The 23068-nt window shown below is 58.4% G+C and carries 19 protein-coding genes and 6 tRNA genes; 3 read left to right on the forward strand and 22 right to left on the reverse strand.

The window, feature by feature from the left end; genetic code table 11:
* From JMJ95_RS04045 to JMJ95_RS04095, 11 genes are all read right to left on the reverse strand, one after another.
* Positions 1 to 839, reverse strand: an 839-nt coding sequence (locus JMJ95_RS04045) for a DUF6079 family protein (RefSeq protein WP_290682907.1), incomplete at its 3' end; no start/stop codon positions are given.
* A gap of 34 nt (positions 840 to 873) precedes the next feature.
* Positions 874 to 1350 carry a BREX-3 system P-loop-containing protein BrxF gene (gene brxF / locus JMJ95_RS04050; RefSeq protein WP_290682909.1) on the reverse strand — a complete coding sequence of 159 codons (477 nt, stop codon included), beginning with the start codon at positions 1348 to 1350 and terminating at the stop codon, positions 874 to 876.
* The gene (locus JMJ95_RS04055) at positions 1350 to 1556 is read right to left on the reverse strand and encodes a helix-turn-helix domain-containing protein (protein WP_290682911.1); all 207 of its coding nucleotides are present in this window, start codon (positions 1554 to 1556) and stop codon (positions 1350 to 1352) included. The genes brxF and JMJ95_RS04055 overlap by 1 nt, the downstream gene beginning before the upstream one ends.
* Positions 1557 to 1914: 358 nt before the next feature.
* A complete protein-coding gene (locus JMJ95_RS04060) occupies positions 1915 to 2079 on the reverse strand; it encodes a hypothetical protein (protein WP_290682913.1) in 165 nt (54 codons plus the stop codon).
* A 149-nt stretch (positions 2080 to 2228) separates the two neighbouring features.
* A tRNA-Asn gene (locus tag JMJ95_RS04065) sits at positions 2229 to 2304 on the reverse strand.
* Between the two features lie 17 nt (positions 2305 to 2321).
* Positions 2322 to 2395 (reverse strand) — tRNA-Cys (locus JMJ95_RS04070).
* A 10-nt stretch (positions 2396 to 2405) separates the two neighbouring features.
* Positions 2406 to 2480, reverse strand: a tRNA-Gly gene (locus JMJ95_RS04075).
* A 23-nt stretch (positions 2481 to 2503) separates the two neighbouring features.
* Positions 2504 to 2579: transfer RNA gene (locus tag JMJ95_RS04080), tRNA-Phe, on the reverse strand.
* Between the two features lie 16 nt (positions 2580 to 2595).
* Positions 2596 to 2672: transfer RNA gene (locus JMJ95_RS04085), tRNA-Asp, on the reverse strand.
* Positions 2673 to 2691: 19 nt separating this feature from the next.
* Positions 2692 to 2766: transfer RNA gene (locus tag JMJ95_RS04090), tRNA-Val, on the reverse strand.
* Positions 2767 to 3350: 584 nt separating this feature from the next.
* Positions 3351 to 4586 carry a hypothetical protein gene (locus JMJ95_RS04095; RefSeq protein ID WP_290682915.1) on the reverse strand — a complete coding sequence of 412 codons (1236 nt, stop codon included), beginning with the start codon at positions 4584 to 4586 and terminating at the stop codon, positions 3351 to 3353.
* A 277-nt stretch (positions 4587 to 4863) separates the two neighbouring features.
* Here JMJ95_RS04095 and JMJ95_RS04100 point away from each other — a divergent pair, with 277 nt between their 5' ends.
* The 3 genes from JMJ95_RS04100 to JMJ95_RS04110 are packed head-to-tail and all read left to right on the forward strand — an operon-like array spanning position 4864 to position 6733.
* Positions 4864 to 5124 carry a hypothetical protein gene (locus JMJ95_RS04100; protein ID WP_290682917.1) on the forward strand — a complete coding sequence of 87 codons (261 nt, stop codon included), beginning with the start codon at positions 4864 to 4866 and terminating at the stop codon, positions 5122 to 5124.
* Positions 5121 to 5633 carry a Synerg-CTERM system glutamic-type intramembrane protease MrtS gene (gene mrtS / locus JMJ95_RS04105; RefSeq protein ID WP_290682919.1) on the forward strand — a complete coding sequence of 171 codons (513 nt, stop codon included), beginning with the start codon at positions 5121 to 5123 and terminating at the stop codon, positions 5631 to 5633. The genes JMJ95_RS04100 and mrtS overlap by 4 nt, the downstream gene beginning before the upstream one ends.
* A 26-nt stretch (positions 5634 to 5659) precedes the next feature.
* Entirely contained in the window at positions 5660 to 6733 is a 1074-nt protein-coding gene (locus tag JMJ95_RS04110; RefSeq protein ID WP_290682921.1) for a hypothetical protein, read from the forward strand.
* Positions 6734 to 6789: 56 nt separating this feature from the next.
* Here JMJ95_RS04110 and glmS read toward each other — a convergent pair whose 3' ends face one another.
* From glmS to dnaX, 11 genes are all read right to left on the reverse strand, one after another.
* On the reverse strand, positions 6790 to 8628 hold the full coding sequence (gene glmS / locus JMJ95_RS04115) for a glutamine--fructose-6-phosphate transaminase (isomerizing) (protein ID WP_290682923.1): 1839 nt from the start codon (positions 8626 to 8628) through the stop codon (positions 6790 to 6792).
* 193 nt (positions 8629 to 8821) lie between these two features.
* Positions 8822 to 9694, reverse strand: coding sequence for a UTP--glucose-1-phosphate uridylyltransferase GalU (gene galU / locus JMJ95_RS04120; protein WP_290682925.1), 873 nt, complete (start codon positions 9692 to 9694; stop codon positions 8822 to 8824).
* A gap of 30 nt (positions 9695 to 9724) precedes the next feature.
* Positions 9725 to 11089 carry a phosphoglucosamine mutase gene (gene glmM / locus JMJ95_RS04125; RefSeq protein ID WP_290682927.1) on the reverse strand — a complete coding sequence of 455 codons (1365 nt, stop codon included), beginning with the start codon at positions 11087 to 11089 and terminating at the stop codon, positions 9725 to 9727.
* A gap of 31 nt (positions 11090 to 11120) precedes the next feature.
* On the reverse strand, positions 11121 to 12347 hold the full coding sequence (locus JMJ95_RS04130; protein WP_290682929.1) for a CdaR family protein: 1227 nt from the start codon (positions 12345 to 12347) through the stop codon (positions 11121 to 11123).
* Positions 12348 to 12385: 38 nt separating this feature from the next.
* Entirely contained in the window at positions 12386 to 13198 is an 813-nt protein-coding gene (cdaA, locus tag JMJ95_RS04135; protein WP_290682931.1) for a diadenylate cyclase CdaA, read from the reverse strand.
* Between the two features lie 42 nt (positions 13199 to 13240).
* Positions 13241 to 14317 carry an alanine/ornithine racemase family PLP-dependent enzyme gene (locus JMJ95_RS04140; protein ID WP_290682933.1) on the reverse strand — a complete coding sequence of 359 codons (1077 nt, stop codon included), beginning with the start codon at positions 14315 to 14317 and terminating at the stop codon, positions 13241 to 13243.
* Position 14318: 1 nt separating this feature from the next.
* Positions 14319 to 15161, reverse strand: coding sequence for a deoxyribonuclease IV (locus JMJ95_RS04145; RefSeq protein WP_290682935.1), 843 nt, complete (start codon positions 15159 to 15161; stop codon positions 14319 to 14321).
* Entirely contained in the window at positions 15161 to 15769 is a 609-nt protein-coding gene (locus tag JMJ95_RS04150; RefSeq protein ID WP_290682937.1) for a CoA pyrophosphatase, read from the reverse strand. The genes JMJ95_RS04145 and JMJ95_RS04150 overlap by 1 nt, the downstream gene beginning before the upstream one ends.
* Positions 15766 to 17517 (reverse strand): pyruvate kinase, encoded by a 1752-nt coding sequence (gene pyk / locus JMJ95_RS04155; protein WP_290682939.1) that lies wholly within the window; start codon positions 17515 to 17517, stop codon positions 15766 to 15768. The genes JMJ95_RS04150 and pyk overlap by 4 nt, the downstream gene beginning before the upstream one ends.
* A gap of 74 nt (positions 17518 to 17591) precedes the next feature.
* The gene (dnaE, locus tag JMJ95_RS04160; protein WP_290682941.1) at positions 17592 to 21017 is read right to left on the reverse strand and encodes a DNA polymerase III subunit alpha; all 3426 of its coding nucleotides are present in this window, start codon (positions 21015 to 21017) and stop codon (positions 17592 to 17594) included.
* A gap of 63 nt (positions 21018 to 21080) precedes the next feature.
* Positions 21081 to 22958: a DNA polymerase III subunit gamma/tau gene (gene dnaX / locus JMJ95_RS04165; RefSeq protein ID WP_290682943.1), complete on the reverse strand. Its 1878-nt coding sequence runs from the start codon at positions 22956 to 22958 to the stop codon at positions 21081 to 21083.
* Positions 22959 to 23068: the final 110 nt, after the last annotated feature.

The following is a 23068-nucleotide window of genomic DNA, read 5'->3' on the forward strand; positions in this document are numbered from 1 at the left end:
AACTTGGCGAAGGGAGTCAGGTACTCCCGGATTTTCACCTGCTGGTCGGCGGTCTTCTTGAGCAGACGCTCGGCCACCACGAACTTGACGTCCTTGCGGGCGATGAGGATTTGCTCGAAGCGGTCCTTCACCCGGCGGATGCTGTCGGCCACAAAGGAAAAACGGGGGCTGTCGAAAATGGCTTCCTGGACGCCGGCGATGAAGCGGAACCGCAGGTCTTTGCAGACTTCGCCGATCTCGCGCAGGAAGTTGAGATCGAGAATGAGTTCCTGGTCTTTACGGGTCCGCAGGTAGTCGAGCAGCTCATCCACCACCAGGAGCAGACCGTGGTCGGGATATTCCTGGTGGAAGGCGGTCATCATCTCTTCGAAGGAGCGCTTGTTGTTGGACACCTTATCTGCGGGCGGGAAGGAATAAGACACGCCCATTGCGGCCAGGTGCTCCTCCAATTCGGCCACGAGGATGTCGCGCAGGGACATGGTGGTCGCGCCGATCTCGGTTCGGACCACCTTGAAGCGCCCGCTGATTTTGCCAGCGGCGCCGGCCACGCTCTTGTCGTTCAGATACGTTGCAAGATCGCCGTTTTCAGCCAGGGCGGAGATCACGGACATGAGGTGAGACTTGCCGGTGCCGTAGTTGCCGACGACCAGCAGCCCTTTGTTGTCCATGGGCTGGTCGAACTGAAGCTGAGGAACGACCAGACTGGTCAGCTTTTCGGCCATCTCCCCGGAGATGACATAGGTCCGGACAAGCTGCCGGGCAACAGCGGCCTCGTCGGCGTCCCGTAGCTGGACCACGGACTCGATAGGCTCGAATTGGATCAGGTCCCCGTATTTCATGGCAACCGACATCCTGCACTTTCGTTCCTTGTCTTCATGCAACGGCCTCCAGGTTCACTGCCAGGAAATCTCGTAAGGGATATCGTTTGTATTCGGGGTGGTCCGGCGTCGCATAGACCATGTGTTCGCCGTCGATGGTGCCGCTCCAGGCCGCAACCACCGTCTTGTTCCGCGAGAGCCCCTGCAGGAGCCTCAATGGGTCCTGCTTGAGCAAGACATCAAAGAGAATCTCAACGTTGTCCAGAAGAATCACATCGGCTGCGGATGCGCCCACGATCTCTGCGAGGAGGCGGGGCAACCGCAAGGCCCGCCGGCGTTCGGTGAGGTCAAGCATGCGCCGGGAAAGTTCGAGGTTGACGTTGACCAGAGGAGCCGCGGTGCGTTCATGAACATCCTGCAGCGCGGCGGTCTTGCCCGAACCGGCCGGGCCAACCAGAACGACAAGGCTGTAGTACAGATCGGCAGCCTGGCCAATTCTTTGTATGACTCTATCGGCGAGTGGTTCCGCCATTAGCGATCTCCTTTTGAACCGGGCTCGTTATTGTCGGCTTTGTTGGACTTCACCCACTCGTCCACTTCTTTCTTGTTGAACTTCCAAAGCCGACCGATCTTGTGGCCCGGCATCTGCCGCTCACTAATCCACTTGTAGACCGTATCCCGCTTGATGCCGAGATAGGCTGAAATCTCATCTACGGAGAGCCATCGGTCTTCCATCATTCGGCTCCAGTCACGTTTGGCCTCATCGGTTGCCCCCCAGCGGCATCTCTCTTGGTTGGTCGGTGTCCAATGTTCCTGCCTTCAGTGTTTACATCCCAATAAACCGGTACAAACATGGTTGCAATATATCAGTCAGAGGCCCAATGTCAAGCGGTTTGTCCGGTATGTCCGGTTATTTTTGTATTTGACCGTGTGTAACCGGTTCACGGCTTCCGGGACCACCTTACCCTTGCCGGGATATATTCCGCTCGTCCGACAATACCCGTGGGGAGGCTGTTCCTGCCCCCTCAATCGCATTAAAAAGCTCCTCCCTGACAGGGAGGAGCTTGCACTTTCGCGACGGCGAAAGGGAAATTTCTTAATTTCCCTGTTCGCTGGTGATTTCGCCGTTCCACCGGTCGTTCGACCCGCGGAAAAGCACCGGGTCGACAATCCTGCCGTTCTTCTGTTCCACGGCATGGAAGTCGCCCTCCGGAAGAAGCCAGAAGGGCTTTCCGGACATATACACAAGTTTCTTGAACATGGTTGTACCTCTTTCTCTTTCTGATTTCCGAAAAAAACGACGCCTCAAAGGGGATGTCTCGGTTCCAGCCGCTTCAGGTTGTATGGGCGCCGCAAAACATAATATCAGGCCATTCCGGATATATTCTCCAGAATGGCCTGGAAACTATCTGGCTCCTCGGCGAGGACTCGAACCTCGAACCTAGTGGTTAACAGCCACCCGCTCTGCCGATTGAGCTACCGAGGAATGATCTTCGGCTGAATTGGAGGCGGCACCCAGATTCGAACTGGGGATAAAGGATTTGCAGTCCTCTGCCTTACCACTTGGCTATGCCGCCGTACAACAAATGGAGCGGAAGACGGGATTTGAACCCGCGACCCCAACCTTGGCAAGGTTGTGCTCTACCCCTGAGCTACTTCCGCATCCCTTTTCAAAAGTGCGAAGATGGTGGCGGGACCCAGAATCGAACTGGGGACACGCGGATTTTCAGTCCGCTGCTCTACCATCTGAGCTATCCCGCCTCACTTGGAGTTTAAATGGCGGGGCCGACGAGACTCGAACTCGCGACCTTCGGCGTGACAGGCCGACGCTCTAACCGACTGAGCTACGACCCCGCATTCTCCAATGAAGCCTTGGTGGGCGAAACAGGGTTCGAACCTGTGACCCCCTGCGTGTAAGGCAGGTGTTCTACCGCTGAACTATCCGCCCTTGGGTGTTCCTGCAACGCGAGGGATAGTATATAAGGAATTCCGCTGATGGTCAACACTCTCCATCAAAGAAAGAATATTCAGTGTTATGCAGACAAACAGTCGCCCGTCTCTTTACCTGTGGAGAATCCTCTTGTGCGGACAACCGCATACGCCGCTGCTGATCCGACAGATTATCTCACTTCCGGCATAACTGACGCTGACATGCCGATCTCCATGAAATGTGTCCCCGGAGGAATCCCGTCGCAGGAAGCGTGTTTTCCCGCAGCAGTCTCAGGCAAGGGCAAGGTCCACAGCCGCGGAAAGCGCCAGAGTGGAATCGAAAACGGGGATTGCCCCGTATTCCCGTATTATTATCGGCAAGGGACTCTCCGTACAATGCAGCACGTTCCCGTAAAAAAGACTCCTCCGCGGTGAAACTGGCGCCCGAAAGATCCATTATTCTTCATTTCCTTTATTGTCTTCATTATGAACTGCCCCTTCTTCTGACGGAGCATCCGGATAATCATACCCGGGATGGGCCTTTTTGCCCGGCATCCGTGGCTCATCAACCTTTTTTCGGTAAAAGGATCCTCCCTCCGGGTGTCAGCTCCCGGGGGACTGGGAAATCCGCGCGGTTTCCCCGGTATTCGGACTTTCCACGGCTGCCGCGGCCATGTTTTCGAGAAGAATCAGGATGTGGAGAAGGTAGAGGAGAACTCCGCCGTCGGCTGCAAGGATCATACCCGTCAGAATGGGCGGCAGCAGTCCGGGAAAGAGCATGGAGGTCCCGAACATGATGGAGAGAAGGTGCAGAACAGCCTGGGAGATGTTCAGCCGTACCAGGAGAGGCGGGACAGGGTTTCCTCCCCGTTTACGGAGCCCCGAGAAGGTTCTCCGGAGTCCGTTGACCCCGCCGAAGATGTTCAGCACGCCGATGAGAACGGTCAGAAGGGGAACGAGAATTCCCGGGATAATACAGGAAATGATGCCGAGGGCAGAGAAAAGGATGCCGCAGAATATCACAAGCCGGGTTCGGCGGAAGGGACCGATGGGGGTATTTCCGGTGGAAAGCATCTGGAAGGCCATGATCACCATGAGCAGGCCGAGCTGGGCGCTTGCGGCGAAAGGAAGCATGCCGAGGCTCACAGGAACGAGGAGGATGCCGAGAAGGATCATAAAGATGCCCGTGAGAAGAATGATGGAATGGTCTGATGAAAGGGTTCGGTTCCCGCTTTCTTTTTCTTCCGGAAGGGGGTGAGCCCTGTAAATTCTTTTCATCACCATAGCCAGGAAAAGAACGGCCGCACCGAAGGCCAGAACGGCGAAAGCCGTTTCATCGCCGCCGAGCAGGCCCTGGTTCAGCACGAGCACGCCCATCAGCATGGAAAGGAGGTAGACAGCGGCACAGCCTATCCACAGAAGGTGGAATATGCCTCCCAAGCGGGCCCAGGCGCGAAACCTGTCGGGGGCGAGGAAAAGATGAGCCAAAAGGGCTGCACCCCCGGGAGTGAAACAGAGAAAGAGCACTATGGCGGGGAAGAGGCTGAAGATGTCGGGAATGAAGCAGGTCACTATCCCGGCTGATGCGACGGCGAGACCGGCGAAAAGAACGGGGTTCGACCGTTTCATGTCCCCGAAGGGGGTGTTTCCCAGGAGAATGATCTGCAGGGCAAACAGGAAGAGCACCAGGCCGTAGACCCCGTTTTCATAGTAGGGAACGGCCCCTCTCGTGACAGGGAAAAGCAGTATGCCGGTCATGACCATCATCAGGCCTGCAATGAGAAGAATCACCACGTCCAGCGTGAGGTCCGTTTCTTCAAGGAAAAAGTCCCTGTTCATCAAACCCGCTCCTTTCTTTCGTCCTGACCTCGTCGTTCCTGAAGGGAGTTTTTAGGACGAGTGAGAAAATTTTCTTTATTTTACGCCCTATTCCTCTTTTTTTCACCTCTCTGCCGGGAAATATAAATCCGCAGGCAGCGGAGAGTATCACCGGAGCCCGTGGGTTTAGGAGGAAAGATTTCTGTCTGCCGCTCAAGCCGCGGGAAAAATGATACAATGGCGAAAAGAAGGCCTGTTCCGGCCCGACGTTGACGGTTGCCGAGTAAAGGAGATACTTATGAACCTGGATACCATAGCCGATTTTTCCTTTGTGCGGCCTCTTGCTCCCCTGCTGCTTCTGCTGCTGATTCTTGCGGCCGCCCTTCCTTTTCTGCGCCGTTCCGGGAAGGAACGAATTTTTTTTGCCGCCATCGCACTTTTCTTTTGCGGCGCGGCCGGTGTTTTTTTCCTGCTTGGACAGCCTCTTGCCGCCTTTTCCGTGTTTTTTGTTCCGGCCCTTCTCTGCGGAATTTTACGGAATGCGGGACGAAAAAAATGAAGGACGTGCTGCTCTTCGCTTTTTTTCTCTATTTCCCTTACGGCTGGTGTGCACTGTCCGGGAAACCCAGGGAATCCTTCGGGCTGATCTGGACTGTGGATCGGCATGTCCTTCGAGACGTTGCGGCAGTTTCTCTTCTGACCCTGCTGCCCCTGACGGCCGTCTCCCTTTTCTTTTTCGGGGACCGTCTTTTCCCTCCGGCCCTGCGGTCGGTTCCCGCAGCCGTCCTCTCCGGGCTTGCGGCAGCCGTGGCTGAAGAAACCTTCTTCAGGGGATGGGTTCAGACCATGCTTGGATACCGTTTTCCCAGGGGATGGAGCATTGTCCTGGCATCTGCCCTTTTCGGGCTTGCCCACCTGGCCGCACCCCACGCTCCCTTCGCGACGCTCGCTTTCTTTCCGGGGCTGGCCATGGGCTACCTCCGGGACCGTCACGGATCGGTATTTTCGGCGATTCTCTACCACTGGATCGGCAATATATGGTCCATCTGGCTGTATCCTCGTTTCTGAGAAATACGTAGAAAGGAGTTTTTTCTATGAAATACCTTCGTTCCATGTCCATGATCATTCCGGCTGTTGTGTCCGTCGTCGCGGCCTTGTGCTTTTCGTCTCCCGCCTATGCGGGGCCCGTCTACAGAATCGTGGTGCCCCTCGTCCGGGGAGAGGAGGCACGGGCGGAGCTTCCCGACGGGCGCGTTTTCCTCCTGGGAAAAGTGACGGGTCTGCCCACGGCAACCCGCTGGCCGGGGTACACCGCTTCGAAATGGGCCGCACCGGGTACTGTGGCAGCCTCGGCGGTAAATGCCGTTCATCTCACTCTTTCGGTTGAAAAGGACGCCGGAAGAACCATGAGCATCCTGCCGCTCCACACGGTGGCTCCCGCAGCCGGTGAAAAGGCCTTCATCACCCTTGACGTTCCGGCGGGCACAGGTTTCTTCGGAGGCTGGGCTCCTCCTGTGGGGACCAGGGTACTGGTGAGGAAGCCCGATGGCGGGATGATCCCCCTGGAGGTCAGCGGCCTTCCCTCTCCTGGTGACGAACTGGTTTTTGACGTTGAGGAAAAAGAGCGTCCCTATATTATTGACGTGGAGAACCGCCCCGGAGGGCGGGTTCTGGGCTGGTATACGGCGGGCCCGAAAGTCCTGGCCCGGGTTATCCGCCCGGTGAGAGGGGTCGGAAGGTTCGGAGGGACGGAGTTTCAGAGCCGGGGAAGGATCAGGGCGAACCATTCAGGGGTCATCGACGTGAGCACCACAGGCAGGGGCGTGACCGGAGGATTCCAGGTGCTTCCCTTCCTCCACTCAAAGTCAAAAGAGATGGCAGGAGCTTGGCAGGCCACCCAGTGGCTCATCATCGCGTCCGAAACGGATCGGCCGTTGCCGGGAACGGCGCCCCTTTTCCTTGGGAACCTCGTTCCCGGAAGCCAACTTTCCGATGTTCTCTGGGATATCTGGTCCACCTACGGCAGGAAACCCCTGGTCCTCTGCCGCATGGACGGCGGCCCGTGGGAAAAGCTGCCTGAAGAGGGGGGCAAGCAGGATTTCGCCCTGGAACGGGTGACCCACATCCGGATTTACAGCCCCTTCACCGAGGAGCCCCAGAAACGGTGATATCGGGGGGCGCCGATAAGTAAAGGGCACGGGTATTTCTCCCGCGCCCTTTACTTTTATTCTACCGTGACGCTCTTTGCGAGGTTCCGCGGCTGGTCGATGTGACAGCCCAGGAACCTGGCGAAGAAGTAGGAGAAGAGCTGCAGGGGAACCACAGTGAGGAACGGGGTGAACTGGTCCAGGGTCTCAGGGACGAAGAAAATGTGGTCAACGACCCCGTCCAGGGAATCATCACCTTCGGTGGCGATGGCAATGACCGGAGATTTCCTCGCCTTGGCCTCCAGGATATTGGAGAAGGTCTTTTCGTGAAGCCCGTCCTTCGGAGTGATGACCACCACCGGGACCCTGGGGTCCAGAAGGGCTATGGGGCCGTGTTTCATTTCCCCGGCCGCGTAGGCCTCGGCGTGGACGTAGGAAATCTCTTTGAGCTTCAGGGCTCCTTCGAGGGCCACCGGGTAGGAGATGCCTCTCCCGAGGAAGAGAAAATCCCGAGCGTCGTTGTAGAGCATGGCCGTCTCCTGGAGGCTCTCTTGCCGCTGGAGCACGGACTCGAGCTTGTAGGGAAGCACTGTGAGCTCATCGCAGTATTTTTTTTCCTGTTCGGGAGTCAGCTTACCCTGCATCTTCGCCAGGTGGATGGCCAGGAGGTAGAGGACGGCCATCTGGCCCATAAATGTCTTGGTCGCCGCAACCCCGATTTCTGGCCCTGCCTTGAGCTGCAGAATGTCGTGGACCTCCCTGGCGATGGTGGAGCCCACCACATTGGTAACGGCAAGGCAGCGGGCTCCCTTCTCCCGGGCGATCCGTTCCGCCGCGAGAGTGTCTGCCGTCTCTCCCGACTGGGAGACGAACAACGCGAGGGTGTCAGGACCCAGGGGAATGTTTCTGTAGCGGTATTCGGACGCCACGTCCACCCTAATGTCGAAGTCGGTGATGGTTTCGAGAAAACGCTCCGCCACGAGGGCGGCGTAATAGGAGGTTCCGCAGGCGACGATATGGAGCCTCTTCCAGGAGGCCACGTCCTCCTTCGTCCAGGGAAGCTCGGCAGAGAGATCCACCGTTCCTTCCGTCAGCCTTTTGGCCATGGAGTTTCGGAGGACCGCCCCCTGCTCGTTTATCTCCTTGAGCATGAAATGGGGGTACCCTCCCTTGTCGACCATTGTGACGTCCCAGTCGATATGGGTCGGGGTTTTTTCCTGCTTCTCACCCTTTGCGTTCCAGAAGAGAATGCCTTCGGCCGAAAGCACGGCGATATCACCGTCGTCAAGGTAGACCACGTCCTGGGTGTAGGGAAGGATGGCCGGAACATCGGATGCGCAGAAAGTTTCACCTTTCCGGGAAGACCCGACGACGAGGGGAGATCCTTTTCTGAGGCAGTAAATTTTTCCCGGGGCTTCCCTGGCCATGATCACGAGGGCAAAGGACCCGCGCAGCCGGGCATAGAGTTCCACGAGGGCCTCAACCATGCAGCCCTTGGCGCTGTAGAGCCTCGAAAGCAGCTCGGCCACCACTTCGGTGTCCGTCTCGGACTTGTAGTCGCCGCAGGCTTCCTCATCCAGTTCCCTGCGGATCTCACGGTAGTTTTCCACTATTCCGTTATGGACGAGCACGAGGCTCGAGGAGAGGTCAGAATGGGGATGGGCGTTTACTTCCGTTACTCCGCCGTGGGTGGCCCACCGGGTGTGCCCGATGCCCTGACTTCCGCTAACGGGGTGGTCCTCCAGAATTTTCTCGAGGTCTGCGACCTTCCCAACACCTTTGACGATGTAAAGCTCCGGGGCATCCATGAGGGCGACCCCCGCCGAGTCGTACCCTCTGTATTCAAGACTCCGCATCCCATGTATCAGAACGTCCTTGACGTTCCTTCCGCCGATATACCCTACTATACCGCACATATTCCATACACCGCCTTTATCCGCTAAACGAAAACTGCCTTCACTTTTGTGGCGGAAATTGCTTCCCGCTTTTGTATGAAGACTTTGCGGGCCGGTTTTCACGGCCCCGGAGGCATCCGCCGAATCTTCGATACTCCTCCGTCCTCGTCAGCCGGGATGTTTTCCGGCGCAGGCGCTTCACCGGGTGCGCTTTTTACATCTGCTCCATTTGCGCTACAGCCCTGAGCACCACCTCCCTCAGATCCGGATTGATCATGGCAAACTGGATGTTGGCCGACAGCCACCCCGGCTGGGTGCCGCAGTCAAACCGCCTGCCGCGATAAACTACGCCCCAGACGGGTTCCCTGGAAAGTAGGGTTCGTATGGCGTCGGTGAGCTGTATCTCTCCCCCCGCCCCTGCCTGCTGACCGGTCAGGATGGGAAAAATCGACGGCGAGAGAACGTACCGGCCCATGACGGCAAGGTTGCTCGGAGCCGTTCCGGGAGCCGGCTTCTCCACCATATCCCGGACGGCGAAAATTCCGGGAGCCGCTTCTTCCGCTCTGACCACCCCGTACCGGGACGTTTCTTCAGCAGAGACTTCCTCCAGGGCGACGACGTTGCCTCCCCGCTCCTCATGAACGGCGATGAGCTGGGCGAGAACCGAGGGGCACGCGATCATGACATCATCGGGAAGAATGACGCCGAAATACTCGTTCCGGCACACAGGCTCGCCGCAGAGAACCGCGTGGCCGAGGCCCAGGGGGCGGTGCTGCCTGAGGTAAATGAAATCCGCCAACTCCGAGAGAGAGATCACCTCGTCGTAGAGGGTTCTCTTGTTTCTGGCCTTGAGCATTTCCTCGAGCTCGAAAGAGCGGTCAAAATAGTCTTCTATTGACTTTTTGGACCTGCCGGTGATCATGACCATCTCGCGGCACCCTGCCGCGATAGCCTCCTCAACGCCATAGGCGATGATGGGCCGGTCCACCAGGGGGAGCATTTCCTTGGCAATTTCCTTGGTTGCCGGCAGAAAGCGGGTTCCCAGGCCGGCCACGGGAAAGAGGCATTTTTTAATGGATGAGGGCATGATATCCATCACCTTTCCTGATACAAAGTTTTATCTGCATTTCTCACGAATAGCGTTCACGAGCATGTCCGCAACTTCTTCCATGAGTTTTCTGTCCCTGGCTTCCACGAGAATTCTCATGAGGGGCTCAGTGCCGGACGGCCGGATGAGAATGCGACCGGCTCCTCCCAGCAGGGACTCCATGTCGGAAGAAAGTTCCTTTATGAAATCGCCGTTCACTTGTTTCTCCCTCGAAATCTCAACGTTCCTGAGAATCTGGGGGTAGGGAGAAAATCTGTCGGCTAGGGTGTCGATATCCTCGCCCAGGGAGAGGCATGCCTTGAGGAAATAGAGCCCCGTACAGATGCCGTCCCCGGTGTTGACAACCGAGGAGATGATCACGTGGCCTGACTGTTCTCCTCCCAGGCGGGATCCCGTGGCATTCATGGTCTCCATGACGTACCTGTCCCCCACCCGGCACCGGTGGACCTTCAGGTTCTCCCTTCCGAGGTGTTCCTCCAGGGCCATGTTGCTCATCAACGTCGCCACGACTCCCGAGCCGAGGCATCCCGCCGAGGCGAGCCACCGGCCGAGAATCCACAGTATGATGTCACCGTCAAGGAGCCGTCCCCTGCTGTCCGACAGGAGGACCCGGTCGGCGTCTCCGTCGTAGGCTATTCCCACGGGGAGCCCTTTCTCCTTAACGAGGCCGCATATATGGGACATCTTCATCACGCCCACGCCCTCGTTGATGTTCAGCCCGTCAGGCTCGTTTCCCACCACGGTCCACCTGCCGCCGAGTTTCTCCAGGAGGGAGGGGGCAACGAAGGATGCGGCGCCGTGGGCGCAGTCCACCGCGCCTTCCGCCGGAAAAGGCAGCTCGCGGCCCCAGAGGGAGGCGAGCCAGTCACCGTATTCTCCGACAAGTTCGGGAGTGTGCCTCATTACGCCCACCGATGCGCCGGTGGGGCGCCAATCGTCGGTAAGGTTGTCTCCCATATATTCCTCGATGGCCGCCTCCATTTCATCGGAGAGCTTGTAGCCTTCACCGTCGAGAAATTTGATTCCGTTATACTCCGCAGGATTGTGGGATGCGCTGATTACCGCGCCGCCGTGCATACCCGTTTTTTTGACGGCAAAGCTGACGCCGGGGGTCGGTATCACTCCGAGGAGGAACACTTCCGCCCCTGCGGAGGTCATGCCGGCGGCAAGGGCGGCCTCCAGCATCTGCCCCGACCGCCTCGTATCCCTTCCAACGGCAATCCGGGGCCTCGGAACACCCCTTTCAGTGAGGAAGAGAATGTAGGAACGCCCGAGACGCAGGGCCATTTCCGGAGTCATGTCTCCCCTGTTGGCGACATCCCGGACGCCGTCGGTTCCGAAAAGGCAGCGCACTCTTTCGGGGTTGCTCGTCATGTTGCCTCACCTTCCCAGCGGGTAAAAATAATCACGGTACGTCTGCAATGACCGTAACATTCGAAGGTTCGACCCTGAGGACCTTCAGCTTCCCTTCGGTCCTGTTCCGGACCCGCACGGGAACGGTCAAACGACGGGAAACGACGTTGGTCACGTTGACAAAGGGCTGAATGAGGAGTTCCTTTTCATCCAGGGAATTGACTTCCGAAGGGACTCCTTCCACGGTGATGTCCACCGAGGCAGGCTCAACTTTCCACTTGGGATAGACGCTCTTTCCCTCCACTTCCACGGTCACCCGGGACAGAAGACGGGTCACGGTAAAGGGCGTCAAAAGAACATTCACCCTCACGGAAGTGGCCCCGACGATCTTCACCAGCGGGTCTTCCGGCTCCCTGAGAGGGATGACCATGTTCTGTTCTTTTGCGATGTCGGTGAGGTCAATGGTTTCGGTATCCACCTTCGTCACCCGGTCAAGCTTCGCCAGGGGGCCTTCCACGGTGACCACTGCGGGCTCCACAACAACGGCCTTGAGACGGAAGTCTTCCATGGGTTTGCCGATGATCCGGGCATTCACAGGAACGTTCTTCTTCGGCACGCCTTCCGCAAGGACGGCGCTGAATTTCACCCGCTTCGGCTCAAAGGTCACTTCGTCCTCGAATTCTTCGGATTTGACTATTTCCACGGGCAAAGAAAGCTCCCCTCCCGCCTTGAGGTCCTCGAGAGAGGGAGTGATCCTGGCGGAACCGATCTTCGCAAGATCCTTCTCGCTCCCTTTCACGCTTATATCCTTGGGAACGATCTCCACCATGTCGAGATAGAGTCCGGGGGGCAGACCTTTGTCAACGACAACTTCCACGGGGATGAGTCTGTCAATGTACCGGAGAAGTTCAATATCGACATGGGTCGGAACCACGTCCACCAGTTTCACGTCCTTGGGGGCGATGGCCCGCACTGCCAGCCTGTATTTTCCCACACCGAGCCCCCTGGCGTCCACCTCGCAGACCACCGCTTCCGGCGTCAGGGACGAGAGTACGCCCGGAGAACCGGAAAGAACCACCTCTACCTCTTTCACAGGCCCCTTCAGGGTTGTCTGGGGGGGGACGTTGAGGTATTCGAGAGGGACGGACAGACTTCTCGTCGTTTCGGTAGTTCTGCTTCCCGAAGCGTAAAACCAGAAAGCCAGAGCAATGAGCACGGCCATTACACGAAGGAACATGGGAGAGGATATTATATCATCTGTTTTCGGTGTTTCGGCCATGTTGAACGCAGCCTCCTCAGTGAGTGGAAAGGAAAAACTCAGGTCCAGAGGGTCCTGATGTCCTCCTGCAGCCTGTCGAGCAGCGATTTGTTCTCCTCGTCCTCGCCGCCGAAATAATGGAGCAGCAGTTTCTGCACCTGGGCCTCCTTGAGGTTTTTGGAAAGATGGCCGTTAATGGCCAGGGATACTTCCCCTCTTTCCTCGGACACCACCAGGGCGATGGCATCGGAAACCTCGGTGACTCCGAGAGCGGCCCTGTGACGGGTACCTATCCACCGTGAAAGGTCTGAATTCTCGGTGAGGGGCAGGTAGCAGCTTGCAGCGACGATGATGTCCCTGTCAATGATGACGGCCCCGTCGTGGAGAGGGTTCCCCTCCCAGAATATGGAGATCAGGAGTTCCTGGGTGACATCGGCGTTCAGCTTGATGGCCGTTCTCCAGAAATCCTTCAGGCCTGTGTTTCGTTCAAGGACGATGAGGGCTCCGATTTTCTGCCCCTTGAGATAGCTGATGGCCCTGGCGACTTCATGACTCAAGAGTTCTGCTTTTTTTCCGGTTTTTTTCCTCTGCCACAGTCTTCCGCCCCTTCCCAGCTCCTCGAGCATTTTCCGCAGCTCGGGCTGGAAGACAATGGGAATGGCGATGACCAGCACCCCCAGAACCTTCCCAAGAAACCACGAGAGGGTTCGAAGGTCGAATATCCGAGCAGCCTCAGCAAGGGCCCCCATGATGAGAAGCCCTTTCACCAGCTGCATCGCCCTTGTGCCTACGATCAGCAGAAGCAGTCTGTGGACGATTATGGAAATGAGTACAATGTCGATGGCGTCCTGCCACCGGAAAAAATCAAGCATGGGTTCGCTCCGGATTGTGATATGGAACCATTCCGTACAATACTATACCACTACTTCAAAAGGAACATAGGGGGAAGTCGCCAGGGCGAGCATGGCCCCGTAATCGGGAAAAAACTTCAGCTTGTCTCCCTGGACGAGGGGCTCTGCGACGTCTTCTACGTCAAGGATCAGGTGGTCGCTGGACGCACCAAGGATGGAAACTCCCTCAAGCTCGGGAACAAGCCCTTCAATCCTGACATCCTGCCTTCCCACGGCTGCGATGGCCCGCATGCGGGTTCCCCGGTCATCGAAAACCGGTTTGCCCCCGAAGGCATCGGCCCCAAATGGTCCCACGGGAACCGACGGTTTCTTCCGCACCTCCACCAGTTCGGCCTCGAGCCACATGGTCCTCCGGCGGAGCCAGGGAATTGACCTCATGGACGTCACATCCTCGCCGAGAAGAATGCCCTCTCCGATCCTCAGGCTGTTTATGCCCGGGGGCATTTCTCCCCGCTCCAGGAGCAGGAGGGAGGATGTGGACCCTCCGGAGAAGACGGAAAGGGGGTATCCGATCTCCCGTCCAAGCTCCTTTCCTATGCGCATCAGCTGCCGAAGCTTTTCCGGGGTCGGCAGAGTGCCTCCGTAGCATCCGAAATTGACGCCCACCCCCCTGCAGCGGATTCTTCGGGACCGCTTCAGGGCTTCCGCGATTCTGCCCGTATCGTCCATCCACACCCCTTCCCTCAGGTCTCCCAGGTCGATCATGACGATCACTTCGTGGCTCAGCCCCGAAGCGGCGCAGGCTTTCTCCAGCCCATCCACCGTTTCGGCGGTGCTGACAAGGGAACAGTCGGCCCGGGAGACGACCAGGGACAGTTCGCTGAGCATGGGGATTCGGAGGAGGAGAAGGGGCAAGCCGGTGTTCATGGCCTTCAGAGTTGCCAGGTTGCCCACCCGGCTGTCGGCAAGCTCGGAACACCCTCCCGCCACCATGGCCCGGGCGACGTCCTCGTTGGCGCACATTCCCTTGGTGACTCCGGAGACGGATATTCCCGCCCCGGCGCATTTCTGCACGACCCTGCGGGCGTTTTCTTCTATCGCCTTCGCGTTTACGACGAGACGGGGCCAAAGTGCGGTCATATTATCTTCCTCTCAGTTTTCGCAGAAGGGTAATGTCCCCACCGTACCCTGCGCCGGTCTGGGGAGTTTCAAGAATGCAGGGGACCTGTTCCCACAGGGGGTCCCCGAGAATCACGGAAAAAGGGGTATATCCCAGTTCACCTTCTCCGATGTGGGCATGGCGGTCAAGCCTTCTGCCAAGGGGATGGACGCTGTCGTTGAAATGCCAGCAGCGGACTCTTTCCACTCCCACCGCCGAATCGATCTGCCCTATCAGCCGGCGGTAGGCGGGCTCGGTCCTGAAATCATGGCCTGCGGCGAACATGTGACAGGTGTCGAGACAAAGACCAAGTCTGGGATCCCAGTCAAGCGCCTCGAATATCCGGCGGAAGTCCCGGAAATCGGCTCCGAGATGGTTTCCCTGGCCCGACATGGTTTCCAGCAGGATGTTCACTCTCTTGTGGGATGTCCTGCCGAGAACCGTTCCCAGTCGCCTGGCCACAAGGTCGAGCGATTCCTCCGGCAGGTTGCCCCTGGAGGATCCGGGGTGGACCACCAGGTCTTCGATACCGAGAATGTCGCACCGCTCTATTTCGTCCTCCAGGGCGACGGCGCTTTTCTCGCCCGTAGCGTCGGTGGCTGCCAGATTTATGAGATAGGAGGCATGGACTACCACGTCCCTGACCGAACTGCCGCTCCACGCCCTGAGAAAACGCTCGGCCCTCCCCTGGGAGATTGGGGCGCTCCTCCACTGGAGCTGGTTCTTTGTGAAAATCTGTATGACCTCGCAGGAGAGATCCTCCCCCCTGGTAAAGGCCTGCTCAAGCCCTCCGGCGATGGAAACATGGGCTCCGATGGGGGGCATCAGGACATTCCGCCTTTCAGGCTTTCGAGAATGCGGCGGAGGATCCGGGCGGTGACCCCCCAGATAATCCAGCCGTTGTCGAGGCGGTATTCCGGGTATTCGTGCAGTATTCCCCGGATTTCAACAAACTTCGTCAGGGGGGCTTCCGGAAAGGCGTCAAGAAGTGCGAAGCAGGCTCCTTCGGTCTCCCCGGAGGAGAGGTCGAGATCCTCCGGTTTGAACCGGGATACCAGGCCCACCACGGGCACCACGGCCACACCGGAAGCAACGGTGTATTCGGGGGCCAGGATGCCAAGGGTTTCCACACAATCAGGCTGAATACCCGTTTCCTCGGCCGTTTCCCTGAGAGCCGTGGAGACAGGACCGAAATCCCCCTGCTCCCTCATCCCCCCGGGGAAACAGATCTCTCCGGCATGGTGCCGCAGTTTGGCCGAGCGGCGGAGAAAGAGGAGCACCGGCCCCCGGGGGCTGGCAAAAAAGGGAACGAGCACGGCGCTCTTTCCGGGACTTTCGGTGATCACGTCCTCCCACGGGGGATCCGCAGGAGGGGAGAAAACCCCGGCGATGCGGTCTTTCCACTCCCCGGCATCGTTCCACGAAGCCTTCATACGGTCAGCTTCACCCGGCCGTGGTAGATCATCCCCCGGTAGCCGTCCACAGTAACGATCATACCGTCAGAAAGGAGCGACAGGGCGTTTTCTGCGTTCACCACGCAGGGTATGCCGAGCTCCAGCGAAACGATGGCGGCGTGGGACGTGAGCCCTCCCTCCTCCGCCACGATGGCCGAGGCCAGTTTCATGGCCGGAACATACTCTCTGTCCGTCGACCCGACAACGAGAACGGCGCCCTTGGTCATTTTTTCATTGGCCTCGGCGGCGCTCCGGGCAATGCACACCGCCCCCCTGGCCTCGTGTTTCAGGAGAGAAAGTCCCTTGAGGAGGATTTTTCCCGCTACATGCACCTGGAGCATGTTCGTGGTCCCCGCTGTGCCCAGGGGAACGCCTGCGGTCACTACCACCAGGTCGCCTTCCCTGATGAGTCCGGCGCTGATGCAGGACGCGATGGCCGAATCCACGGCCGTATTCTGGTCGGTCATTTCTTCTTTCATGAGAGGGATGACGCCCCAGTACAGGGCGAGCTCCCGCCATGTCCGGACGGATGGTGTCGCCCCGAGGATAGGGCACGGGGGCCTGTGTTTGCTCACCATCTGGGCGGTGCTGCCGCTCTGTGTCATGGAGATGATGGCGGCGACCTTCATCTGGCGGGCCACCTGAACGGAGGCGCTGCTCACGGCGTCGGGAACGCCCATGGTTTTTGAGACGCTGTGCAGCGGTCTCTCCCAGAGCTCGATCTCGCTTTCCGTCCTGGACACGATGCGATTCATGGTCTCCACCGACCGGAGGGGATAGGCTCCCTTTGCCGTCTCGCCGGAAAGCATGACGGCGTCGGCCCCGTCGAGAACCGCATTCGCCACATCACTTGCCTCGGCTCGCGTGGGACGGGGATTGCGGATCATGGAATCCAGCATCTGGGTGGCCACGATGACGGCCTTGCCCTTCACCCGACAGATGTCGATGATGCGCTTCTGCTGGAGGGGAACTTCTTCGGTGGGAATCTCCACGCCGAGATCGCCCCGGGCGATCATCACACCGTCCACCACGTCGGTGATCTCCTCGATGTTCAAAACGGCTTGCCTGGTTTCGATCTTGGCGATGACCTTCATGGAACTGCCGAACTCTTCCATGACCCTGCGAACTTCCATGATGTCCCGCCTGTTTTTCACGAAGGAAACGGCGATGTACTCCATCTGATGCTCAAGGCCCCAGCGGATGTCCTCCACGTCCTTTTCGGAGAGGGCCGGGAGGGATATTTCCGCCCCGGGGATGTTGATGCCCTTCGTGTCTCCCAAGAGGCCGCCGACGATGACCCTGCACACCACGTCCGTGTCTGAGATTTCCTCCACCTTCAGATGAAGGGTTCCGTCGTCGATGAAAATCTCCTGACCGGGCGCCACTTCCCTCGGCAGGGCCTCATAGTGCACCGTAACCATGGAGGCATTCCCGAGGATCGGTCGGGTGGTCAGGGTCAGGGTACTGCCCTGCTCGAGGCTCACCGTTCCTCCCTCCACCTTCCCTGTCCGGATTTCCGGGCCCTTGGTATCGAGAAGACAGGCGATGGGCATTTTCAGGTCCCGTTCCACCGTCCGCACAATATTCAGCATCTCGAGATGCCCTTCATAGTCTCCGTGGCTGAAATTGAACCTGGCCACGTTCATTCCCGCCTTCGCCATGCTCACCAGGGTTTCGTACTTCGAACAGGCGGGGCCGATAGTGCAGACAATCTTCACTTTGGTCATTTCCTTAACCCCCTTTCTCTCCTTTTCTCTCTCTATGCTTCCGACGGAGCGGCCTTCTGCCCCCAGGTACGATTTTACTCTATCCGGAACATTTCTTCCGGAAGGACTTCCTGGACGGCCGAGGCTATGGGAGCCCCAGGATCGACCCGGACATCCTGGAGAAGTATGGTTACTGAACAGGCATCATTCCTGATCTCAAATAGCACAGGAGATTTTCCCGGGTAGGTCTTGAGGGTCCGGAAAAGGTCCTTTACGGAAACGTTCCTCAGCGAATCCGCAAAGACCGTAACCCGGACGTAGGGAGGGCTCCCTCGCTCTCCCGCTTCTTCCGCTGAGAATACCGACCTCGCTATGACGCTTGTTTCTCCCCGTTCCTCCGGAAATCCCGAAATGAAACACACCTGCCCGGTGGAGAATTTCCCCCGGAGGGAAGCCCATGTCTTCGGAAAACAGACCGCCTCCATCCGGGAGTCTCCATCCTCTATTTCGATTATCCCCATGGGATCCCCGTTTTTCGTCGTTCGTTCCCTGACCGAAAGGACCATTCCGCCCACGAGGGGAGGATTCTTTTTTCCTTTCCACTTTTTCAGGTCGGAAATGGAGCAGTTGCTGAAGGAACGGACCTTCGCCTCATGCTGCTCGAAAGGGTGCCCGGAGATATAAAGGCCCGTGGCCTCCTTTTCCAGCTCAAGCCGTTCGTAAAGTAAAAAATCCTCCACATCGGGGAGGTCAGGCCCTCCTTCGTCTGTTTCCTCGGGTATCAGCTCGAAGAGAGAGCACTGGTTTCCGTCGGCGCATTTCTTTGATGCCGCTGAAACGAGATCAGGCAATCCCTCCAGGAGCTGCCTTCGGTTATCGTTGAGGCTGTCGAAGGCTCCAGCCCGTATCAGGTTTTCCACCACGGATTTGTTCACCACCCGGAGGTCCACCCTGCAGAGAAAGTCCCAGAGGGACACGAAGGGGCCTCCCTCGTTCCGCGCCGCCAGGATGGCCTCCACCGCCGTATGCCCGGACTTGGAGACAGCGCCGAGACCGAAGCGGATCACGTCGCCGACGGCAGTGAAGCTGGCCATGGAGGTGTTTACGTCGGGAGGAAGCACCTTAATTCCCGAGTTCCGGACTTCCCGGACATAGGCAGCAAGATCCTCTTTCTTGGATCCGATCTGGCTCGACAAGTAGGCGGCCATGAACTCCGGCCTGTAGTTGGCCTTCAGCCAGGCAGTCTGGTAGGTGATCAGGGCGTAGGCTGCGCTGTGGGACTTGTTGAAGCCGTATCCTGCAAACTCCTGGATGATGTTGAAGATGTTCTCCGCCGTTTTCTCGTCTATGCCCCGTCCTTTCGCTCCCTCGACGAACTTGGCCCGCTGCTGCTCCATGACGTCGGCTTTTTTTTTGCCCATGGCCCGCCGGAGGAGGTCAGCCTCCCCCAGGGAGTATCCCGCCAGAATGGCGGCGCACTGCATGACCTGCTCCTGGTAGAGCACCACCCCGTAGGTTTCCTTCAGGACATCCTCGAGAAGGGGATGGATGTACTCCACCTTCGCCCTCCCGTGCTTGCACCGGATGTACTGGTCTACCATGCCGCTGCCGAGGGGGCCCGGGCGGTACATGGCCAGGACGGCGATGAGATCCTCGAAACAGTCAACCCTGAGTTTCTTGAGCAGCTGTCTCATTCCCGACGATTCAAGCTGGAACACACCGAGGGTGTCCGCCTTCTGGAGCATTTCGTATGAGGCCTGATCGTCCAGGGGGATGTGTTCCATGTCGGGAACGGGTTTACCGCTGAGCGAAATGTTCTGCAGCGCCTCCTCGATCACGGAAAGGGTTCTGAGGCCGAGAAAGTCCATCTTGACAAGGCCGAGTTTTTCTATGGGCTCCATGGGGTACTGGGTGACGATCTGCCCGTCGCCGATCTTCCTCACCGGCACGAGGTCCGTCACCGGCATGGGGGTGATGACCACCCCGGCGGCGTGCTGGGAGCAGTGCCGGGCAAGGCCCTCGATGTTGGAGGCGATATCGAGAACCCTGGCCACCACGGGATTGTTTTTTTTCATATCGGCAAGTTCGGGAACCTGTTCCACGGCTTCGCCGATGGAATGAACCCCCATGGGGGGAATGAGCCGGGTGATAGCGTTCACATCCCGGACCGCCATTCCCAGGACTCTTCCCACATCCGTCACGGCGGCCCGGCTTTTCATCCGGCCGAAGGTAACGATCTGGGAAACCCTGTCGTGGCCGTAATGCTCCGAAATATAGCGGAGCAGTTCATCCCGTCCCTTGTCCGACACGTCGGTATCGATATCGGGCATGCTGATCCTCTCGGGGTTCAGGAAGCGTTCGAAAAGAAGATTGTAGCGAATGGGGTCCAGTTCAGTGATCTTCAGGCTCCACGCCACGAGGGACCCTGCCGCCGATCCTCTGCCCGGACCGATACGTATCCCCAATTTCTTCGCGGCGCCGATGATGTCGGCCACGATGAGGAAGTAGCCGGCAAAGCCCATGGAGTTGATGACGCCGAGTTCGTATTCAAGCCGCTTAGCGTACTCTTCAGGGACATTGTCTTTCATGCGCTCCGAAAGACCCTGCCTGGCCTCCTTTTCGAGGTTGCTCTCCAGGGTTTCCCCTTCGGGAAGCCGGAGGTTCGGGAGCTTGTAATCTCTCTCCCCGAGGGGAAGACGGACGTTGCACCGTTCGGCGATGGCCACCGTGTTATCCAGCGCGTCGGGCAGCTCTGTCCCGAAGAGCATGTCCATCTCCTCCGGCGAGCGAAAGTAGAAATCATTGCTCGAGAAGGACATCCGGTTTTCATCCTCGAGGCTGCTCTTCGTCTGGACGCAGAGGAGGATTTCATGCCAGTCGTAATCGTCCTTCAAGAGATAGTGGGCGTCATTTGTGGCAATGAGGGGGAACCCGTGCTCCCTGGCCATGCGGACGATTGCCCTGTTCACAACGGCCTGTTCGGGAATGGCGTTGTACATGATCTCGAGGTAGAAATTCTCCTTCCCCATGATGTCTCTGTAGAGCACCGCCCGGTCGAGGGCCTCCTTCTCCTTCCCCTCGAGAATGAGGGAGGGGATCTCGCCTGCGAGGCAGGCAGAGGAAGCGATAAGCCCCGATTTGTACCTGGACAGGAGGGAATGGTCTATCCTGGGTTTTCCGTAGAAGCCGTCGGTATTTGCGATTGACGTAAGCTTCACCAGGTTGTGATACCCCTCGTCGTTCTCGGCGAGGAGGATGAGATGGTGGTTCCTGTTTCTCTTGTTCCTGGTAGTGTGCCCTTCGGGATCCACGTAGACTTCGCAGCCGATGATAGGCTTGATACCTGCGGTCATGCATTTATCGTAAAATTCCACGGCGCCGTACATGGCTCCGTGGTCGGTCATGGCGACAGCCGGCATTCCGTACTCAACGGACTTTGCAGCGAGCCGGTCGCACCGTATGGCGCCGTCGAGGAGGCTGTATTCAGTATGGACGTGAAGGTGGACAAATTGTCGGGCCATTGTGGACGCTCCTTGTGGAATGGTCGATAACAATGCCGGGAACGACTGTTGCCTTTGGAATGATTACTCCCCCGGCGGAACGATTTCTTCGGGAATGTCCCCTTCTCTGTCATCTCTCTTCACGAGGACAACTTCCCCCCCGCCCCATTTGAGGACTTCGTTCACCAGCCCTTCAAAGGGAATTTCTCCTTCCTCCGGTTCACTCCCCGGAGAAACCGGAGGAAGGGATCTGCCGGGCGCCGGCGCCGGCGCTTTTTCGCTCTCGTCTCCTGGGGAGTCATCTTCGTCCCTGGGGATTCGAAAAAGGGGGATGGTCGGGCCTGGATTCTGCCATTCAACCCCGTCACCGGCGCCGTTTCCTCCTCCCGCACATATTTTCTCACGGTCGCCCAGCTTGAGGACGACGGAAACATCCTCGCCGAAGTATTCGGCCACCCTCGAAGCGAGGGAATAGGCGTTGCGTTCTATGGAGAGCACCTCGAAGCAGTAGGCGGACTCCCCGGGGAAAATGACGGCAATTGTGCGGTCTTCCATGGAAACGGACGTACCGGCAAGGGCCGAGTACAACAGCAAATCTCTGCCGAAGAGCATTTTTTCGAAGCCGGACCAGTTTTCCGGAAGCAGAGGAACCGGTTCACCCGATCCGGCTGCCGTCCCGGCGGCGGTGTTCTCCTTTTCCGCAGGTGGTTCCGGATCCTTTCTTCGAAACCTTTCGGACGGGGAGGCACCGGAGGAACTACTTCCGGCAGGTGTCGAAGGGACGGGAACAAACTGTTTCGGCGGCTCCTGACCACGGGGACGGGGCTCTCCGCCCTCCCGGGAAGGGGCCGCCCTTTCTTCAGGCGGAAGGGTCCTCCGGGACTCGAGAATCCTGGCTGCGAGCAGACCGGAGAGAACATCCGACCGGAGGCCGGCCCTGACCTGCGGGATAAGCCTGGAGCAGAAGAGCATCATGCCGGAGAGCTCGTCGGTGGTCCACTTCGGCCCTTCCGCTTCCAGGAAGGCGGTTTCTCCGGCCGAAAGGGCCAGGGAAGCAAGGACATCCTTTCCCCATTTCCGGAAAACCCACAGGTTGCGGAACAGAATGAAGAGTCCTTCCACGACTCTCAGGGGAGAGGCTCCCCTGAGGAACATCTCCTCCAGCAGGAGAAAGGGCCGCACCGAGTCTTCCCCCGCTGAGGCGACCCACTGTTCAAGGTCGGACATGGTGCCTCCTCCGAGGAGCCTGTCCACCGCCACGGCGGAAAGCTCTCCGCCTCCGAGCGAAAGGGCCTGCTCCATCATGGAGAGGGCGTCCCGGAGCGCTCCGTCCGACTGACGGGCGATCTCCCGAACGGCATCCTCTTCCCAGGGCACGTTCTCCCTTTCTGCAACCTCCACGAGCCGGGCACGGATGTCCTGGGGGGTGATCCTCCGGAAGGGGATGTGCTGGCACCGCGAACGGATGGTCACAGGGACTTTCGAAGGCTCCGTGGTTGCCAGAATGAAGGCCACGAAGGAAGGTGGCTCCTCCAGGGTCTTGAGCAGGGCGTTGAAGGCGGAAATCGAGAGCATGTGAACTTCGTCGATGATGTACACCTTCCATCTGGAGGAAAAAGGCGAAAGGGAGACGTGAGATTTCAGCTCCCTGATTTCCTCCACGCCGTTGTTCGAGGCACCGTCGATCTCCACCACGTCAAGACTTTCTCCCGCCGTAATGGAAAGGCAGCTCCCGCATTCGCCGCAGGGCTCGTAGCCGTCCTTCAGATTTTCACAGTTCAGAGCCTTGGCGAGGAGCCTCGCCAGGGAGGTTTTGCCGCATCCCCTGGGACCGGAAAAGAGATAGGCATGCCCCACCTGGTCTCTCTGCAGGGCCTTTTTCAGGACATCCACGGCCATGTCCTGCCCGGCGACCTCGTCAAAGGTCCGGGGCCTGTACCGTCTGTAGAGCGATATCGTCATAGGGCGCCCTCCTCTATCCGGAAAAAATCATGCGGCTGCCGCCGAAGCAGAAACATTGCCGACCGGGAACACTACCACACCGGGCGGCTATAGGATACCATGTTATTCTA

It is taken from the genome of Aminivibrio sp. (assembly GCF_016756745.1).
Taxonomy (GTDB): Bacteria; Synergistota; Synergistia; order Synergistales; family Aminobacteriaceae; genus Aminivibrio.

Excerpts from the sequence above, each read along its gene's own strand:
- JMJ95_RS04100 (WP_290682917.1), top strand. The coding sequence starts at position 4,864 with ATGAACCTGGATACCATAGCCGATTTTTCCTTTGTGCGGCCTCTTGCT.
- mrtS (WP_290682919.1), top strand. The coding sequence starts at position 5,121 with ATGAAGGACGTGCTGCTCTTCGCTTTTTTTCTCTATTTCCCTTACGGC.
- dnaX (WP_290682943.1), bottom strand. The coding sequence starts at position 22,958 with ATGACGATATCGCTCTACAGACGGTACAGGCCCCGGACCTTTGACGAG.
- pyk (WP_290682939.1), bottom strand. The coding sequence starts at position 17,517 with ATGACCAAAGTGAAGATTGTCTGCACTATCGGCCCCGCCTGTTCGAAG.
- cdaA (WP_290682931.1), bottom strand. The coding sequence starts at position 13,198 with ATGCTTGATTTTTTCCGGTGGCAGGACGCCATCGACATTGTACTCATT.
- glmS (WP_290682923.1), bottom strand. The coding sequence starts at position 8,628 with ATGTGCGGTATAGTAGGGTATATCGGCGGAAGGAACGTCAAGGACGTT.
- JMJ95_RS04140 (WP_290682933.1), bottom strand. The coding sequence starts at position 14,317 with ATGACCGCACTTTGGCCCCGTCTCGTCGTAAACGCGAAGGCGATAGAA.
- JMJ95_RS04145 (WP_290682935.1), bottom strand. The coding sequence starts at position 15,161 with ATGCCCCCCATCGGAGCCCATGTTTCCATCGCCGGAGGGCTTGAGCAG.
- JMJ95_RS04095 (WP_290682915.1), bottom strand. The coding sequence starts at position 4,586 with ATGAACAGGGACTTTTTCCTTGAAGAAACGGACCTCACGCTGGACGTG.
- JMJ95_RS04110 (WP_290682921.1), top strand. The coding sequence starts at position 5,660 with ATGAAATACCTTCGTTCCATGTCCATGATCATTCCGGCTGTTGTGTCC.
- glmM (WP_290682927.1), bottom strand. The coding sequence starts at position 11,089 with ATGACGAGCAACCCCGAAAGAGTGCGCTGCCTTTTCGGAACCGACGGC.
- JMJ95_RS04055 (WP_290682911.1), bottom strand. The coding sequence starts at position 1,556 with ATGATGGAAGACCGATGGCTCTCCGTAGATGAGATTTCAGCCTATCTC.
- dnaE (WP_290682941.1), bottom strand. The coding sequence starts at position 21,017 with ATGGCCCGACAATTTGTCCACCTTCACGTCCATACTGAATACAGCCTC.
- brxF (WP_290682909.1), bottom strand. The coding sequence starts at position 1,350 with ATGGCGGAACCACTCGCCGATAGAGTCATACAAAGAATTGGCCAGGCT.
- JMJ95_RS04130 (WP_290682929.1), bottom strand. The coding sequence starts at position 12,347 with ATGGCCGAAACACCGAAAACAGATGATATAATATCCTCTCCCATGTTC.
- JMJ95_RS04150 (WP_290682937.1), bottom strand. The coding sequence starts at position 15,769 with ATGAAGGCTTCGTGGAACGATGCCGGGGAGTGGAAAGACCGCATCGCC.
- JMJ95_RS04060 (WP_290682913.1), bottom strand. The coding sequence starts at position 2,079 with ATGTTCAAGAAACTTGTGTATATGTCCGGAAAGCCCTTCTGGCTTCTT.
- galU (WP_290682925.1), bottom strand. The coding sequence starts at position 9,694 with ATGCCCTCATCCATTAAAAAATGCCTCTTTCCCGTGGCCGGCCTGGGA.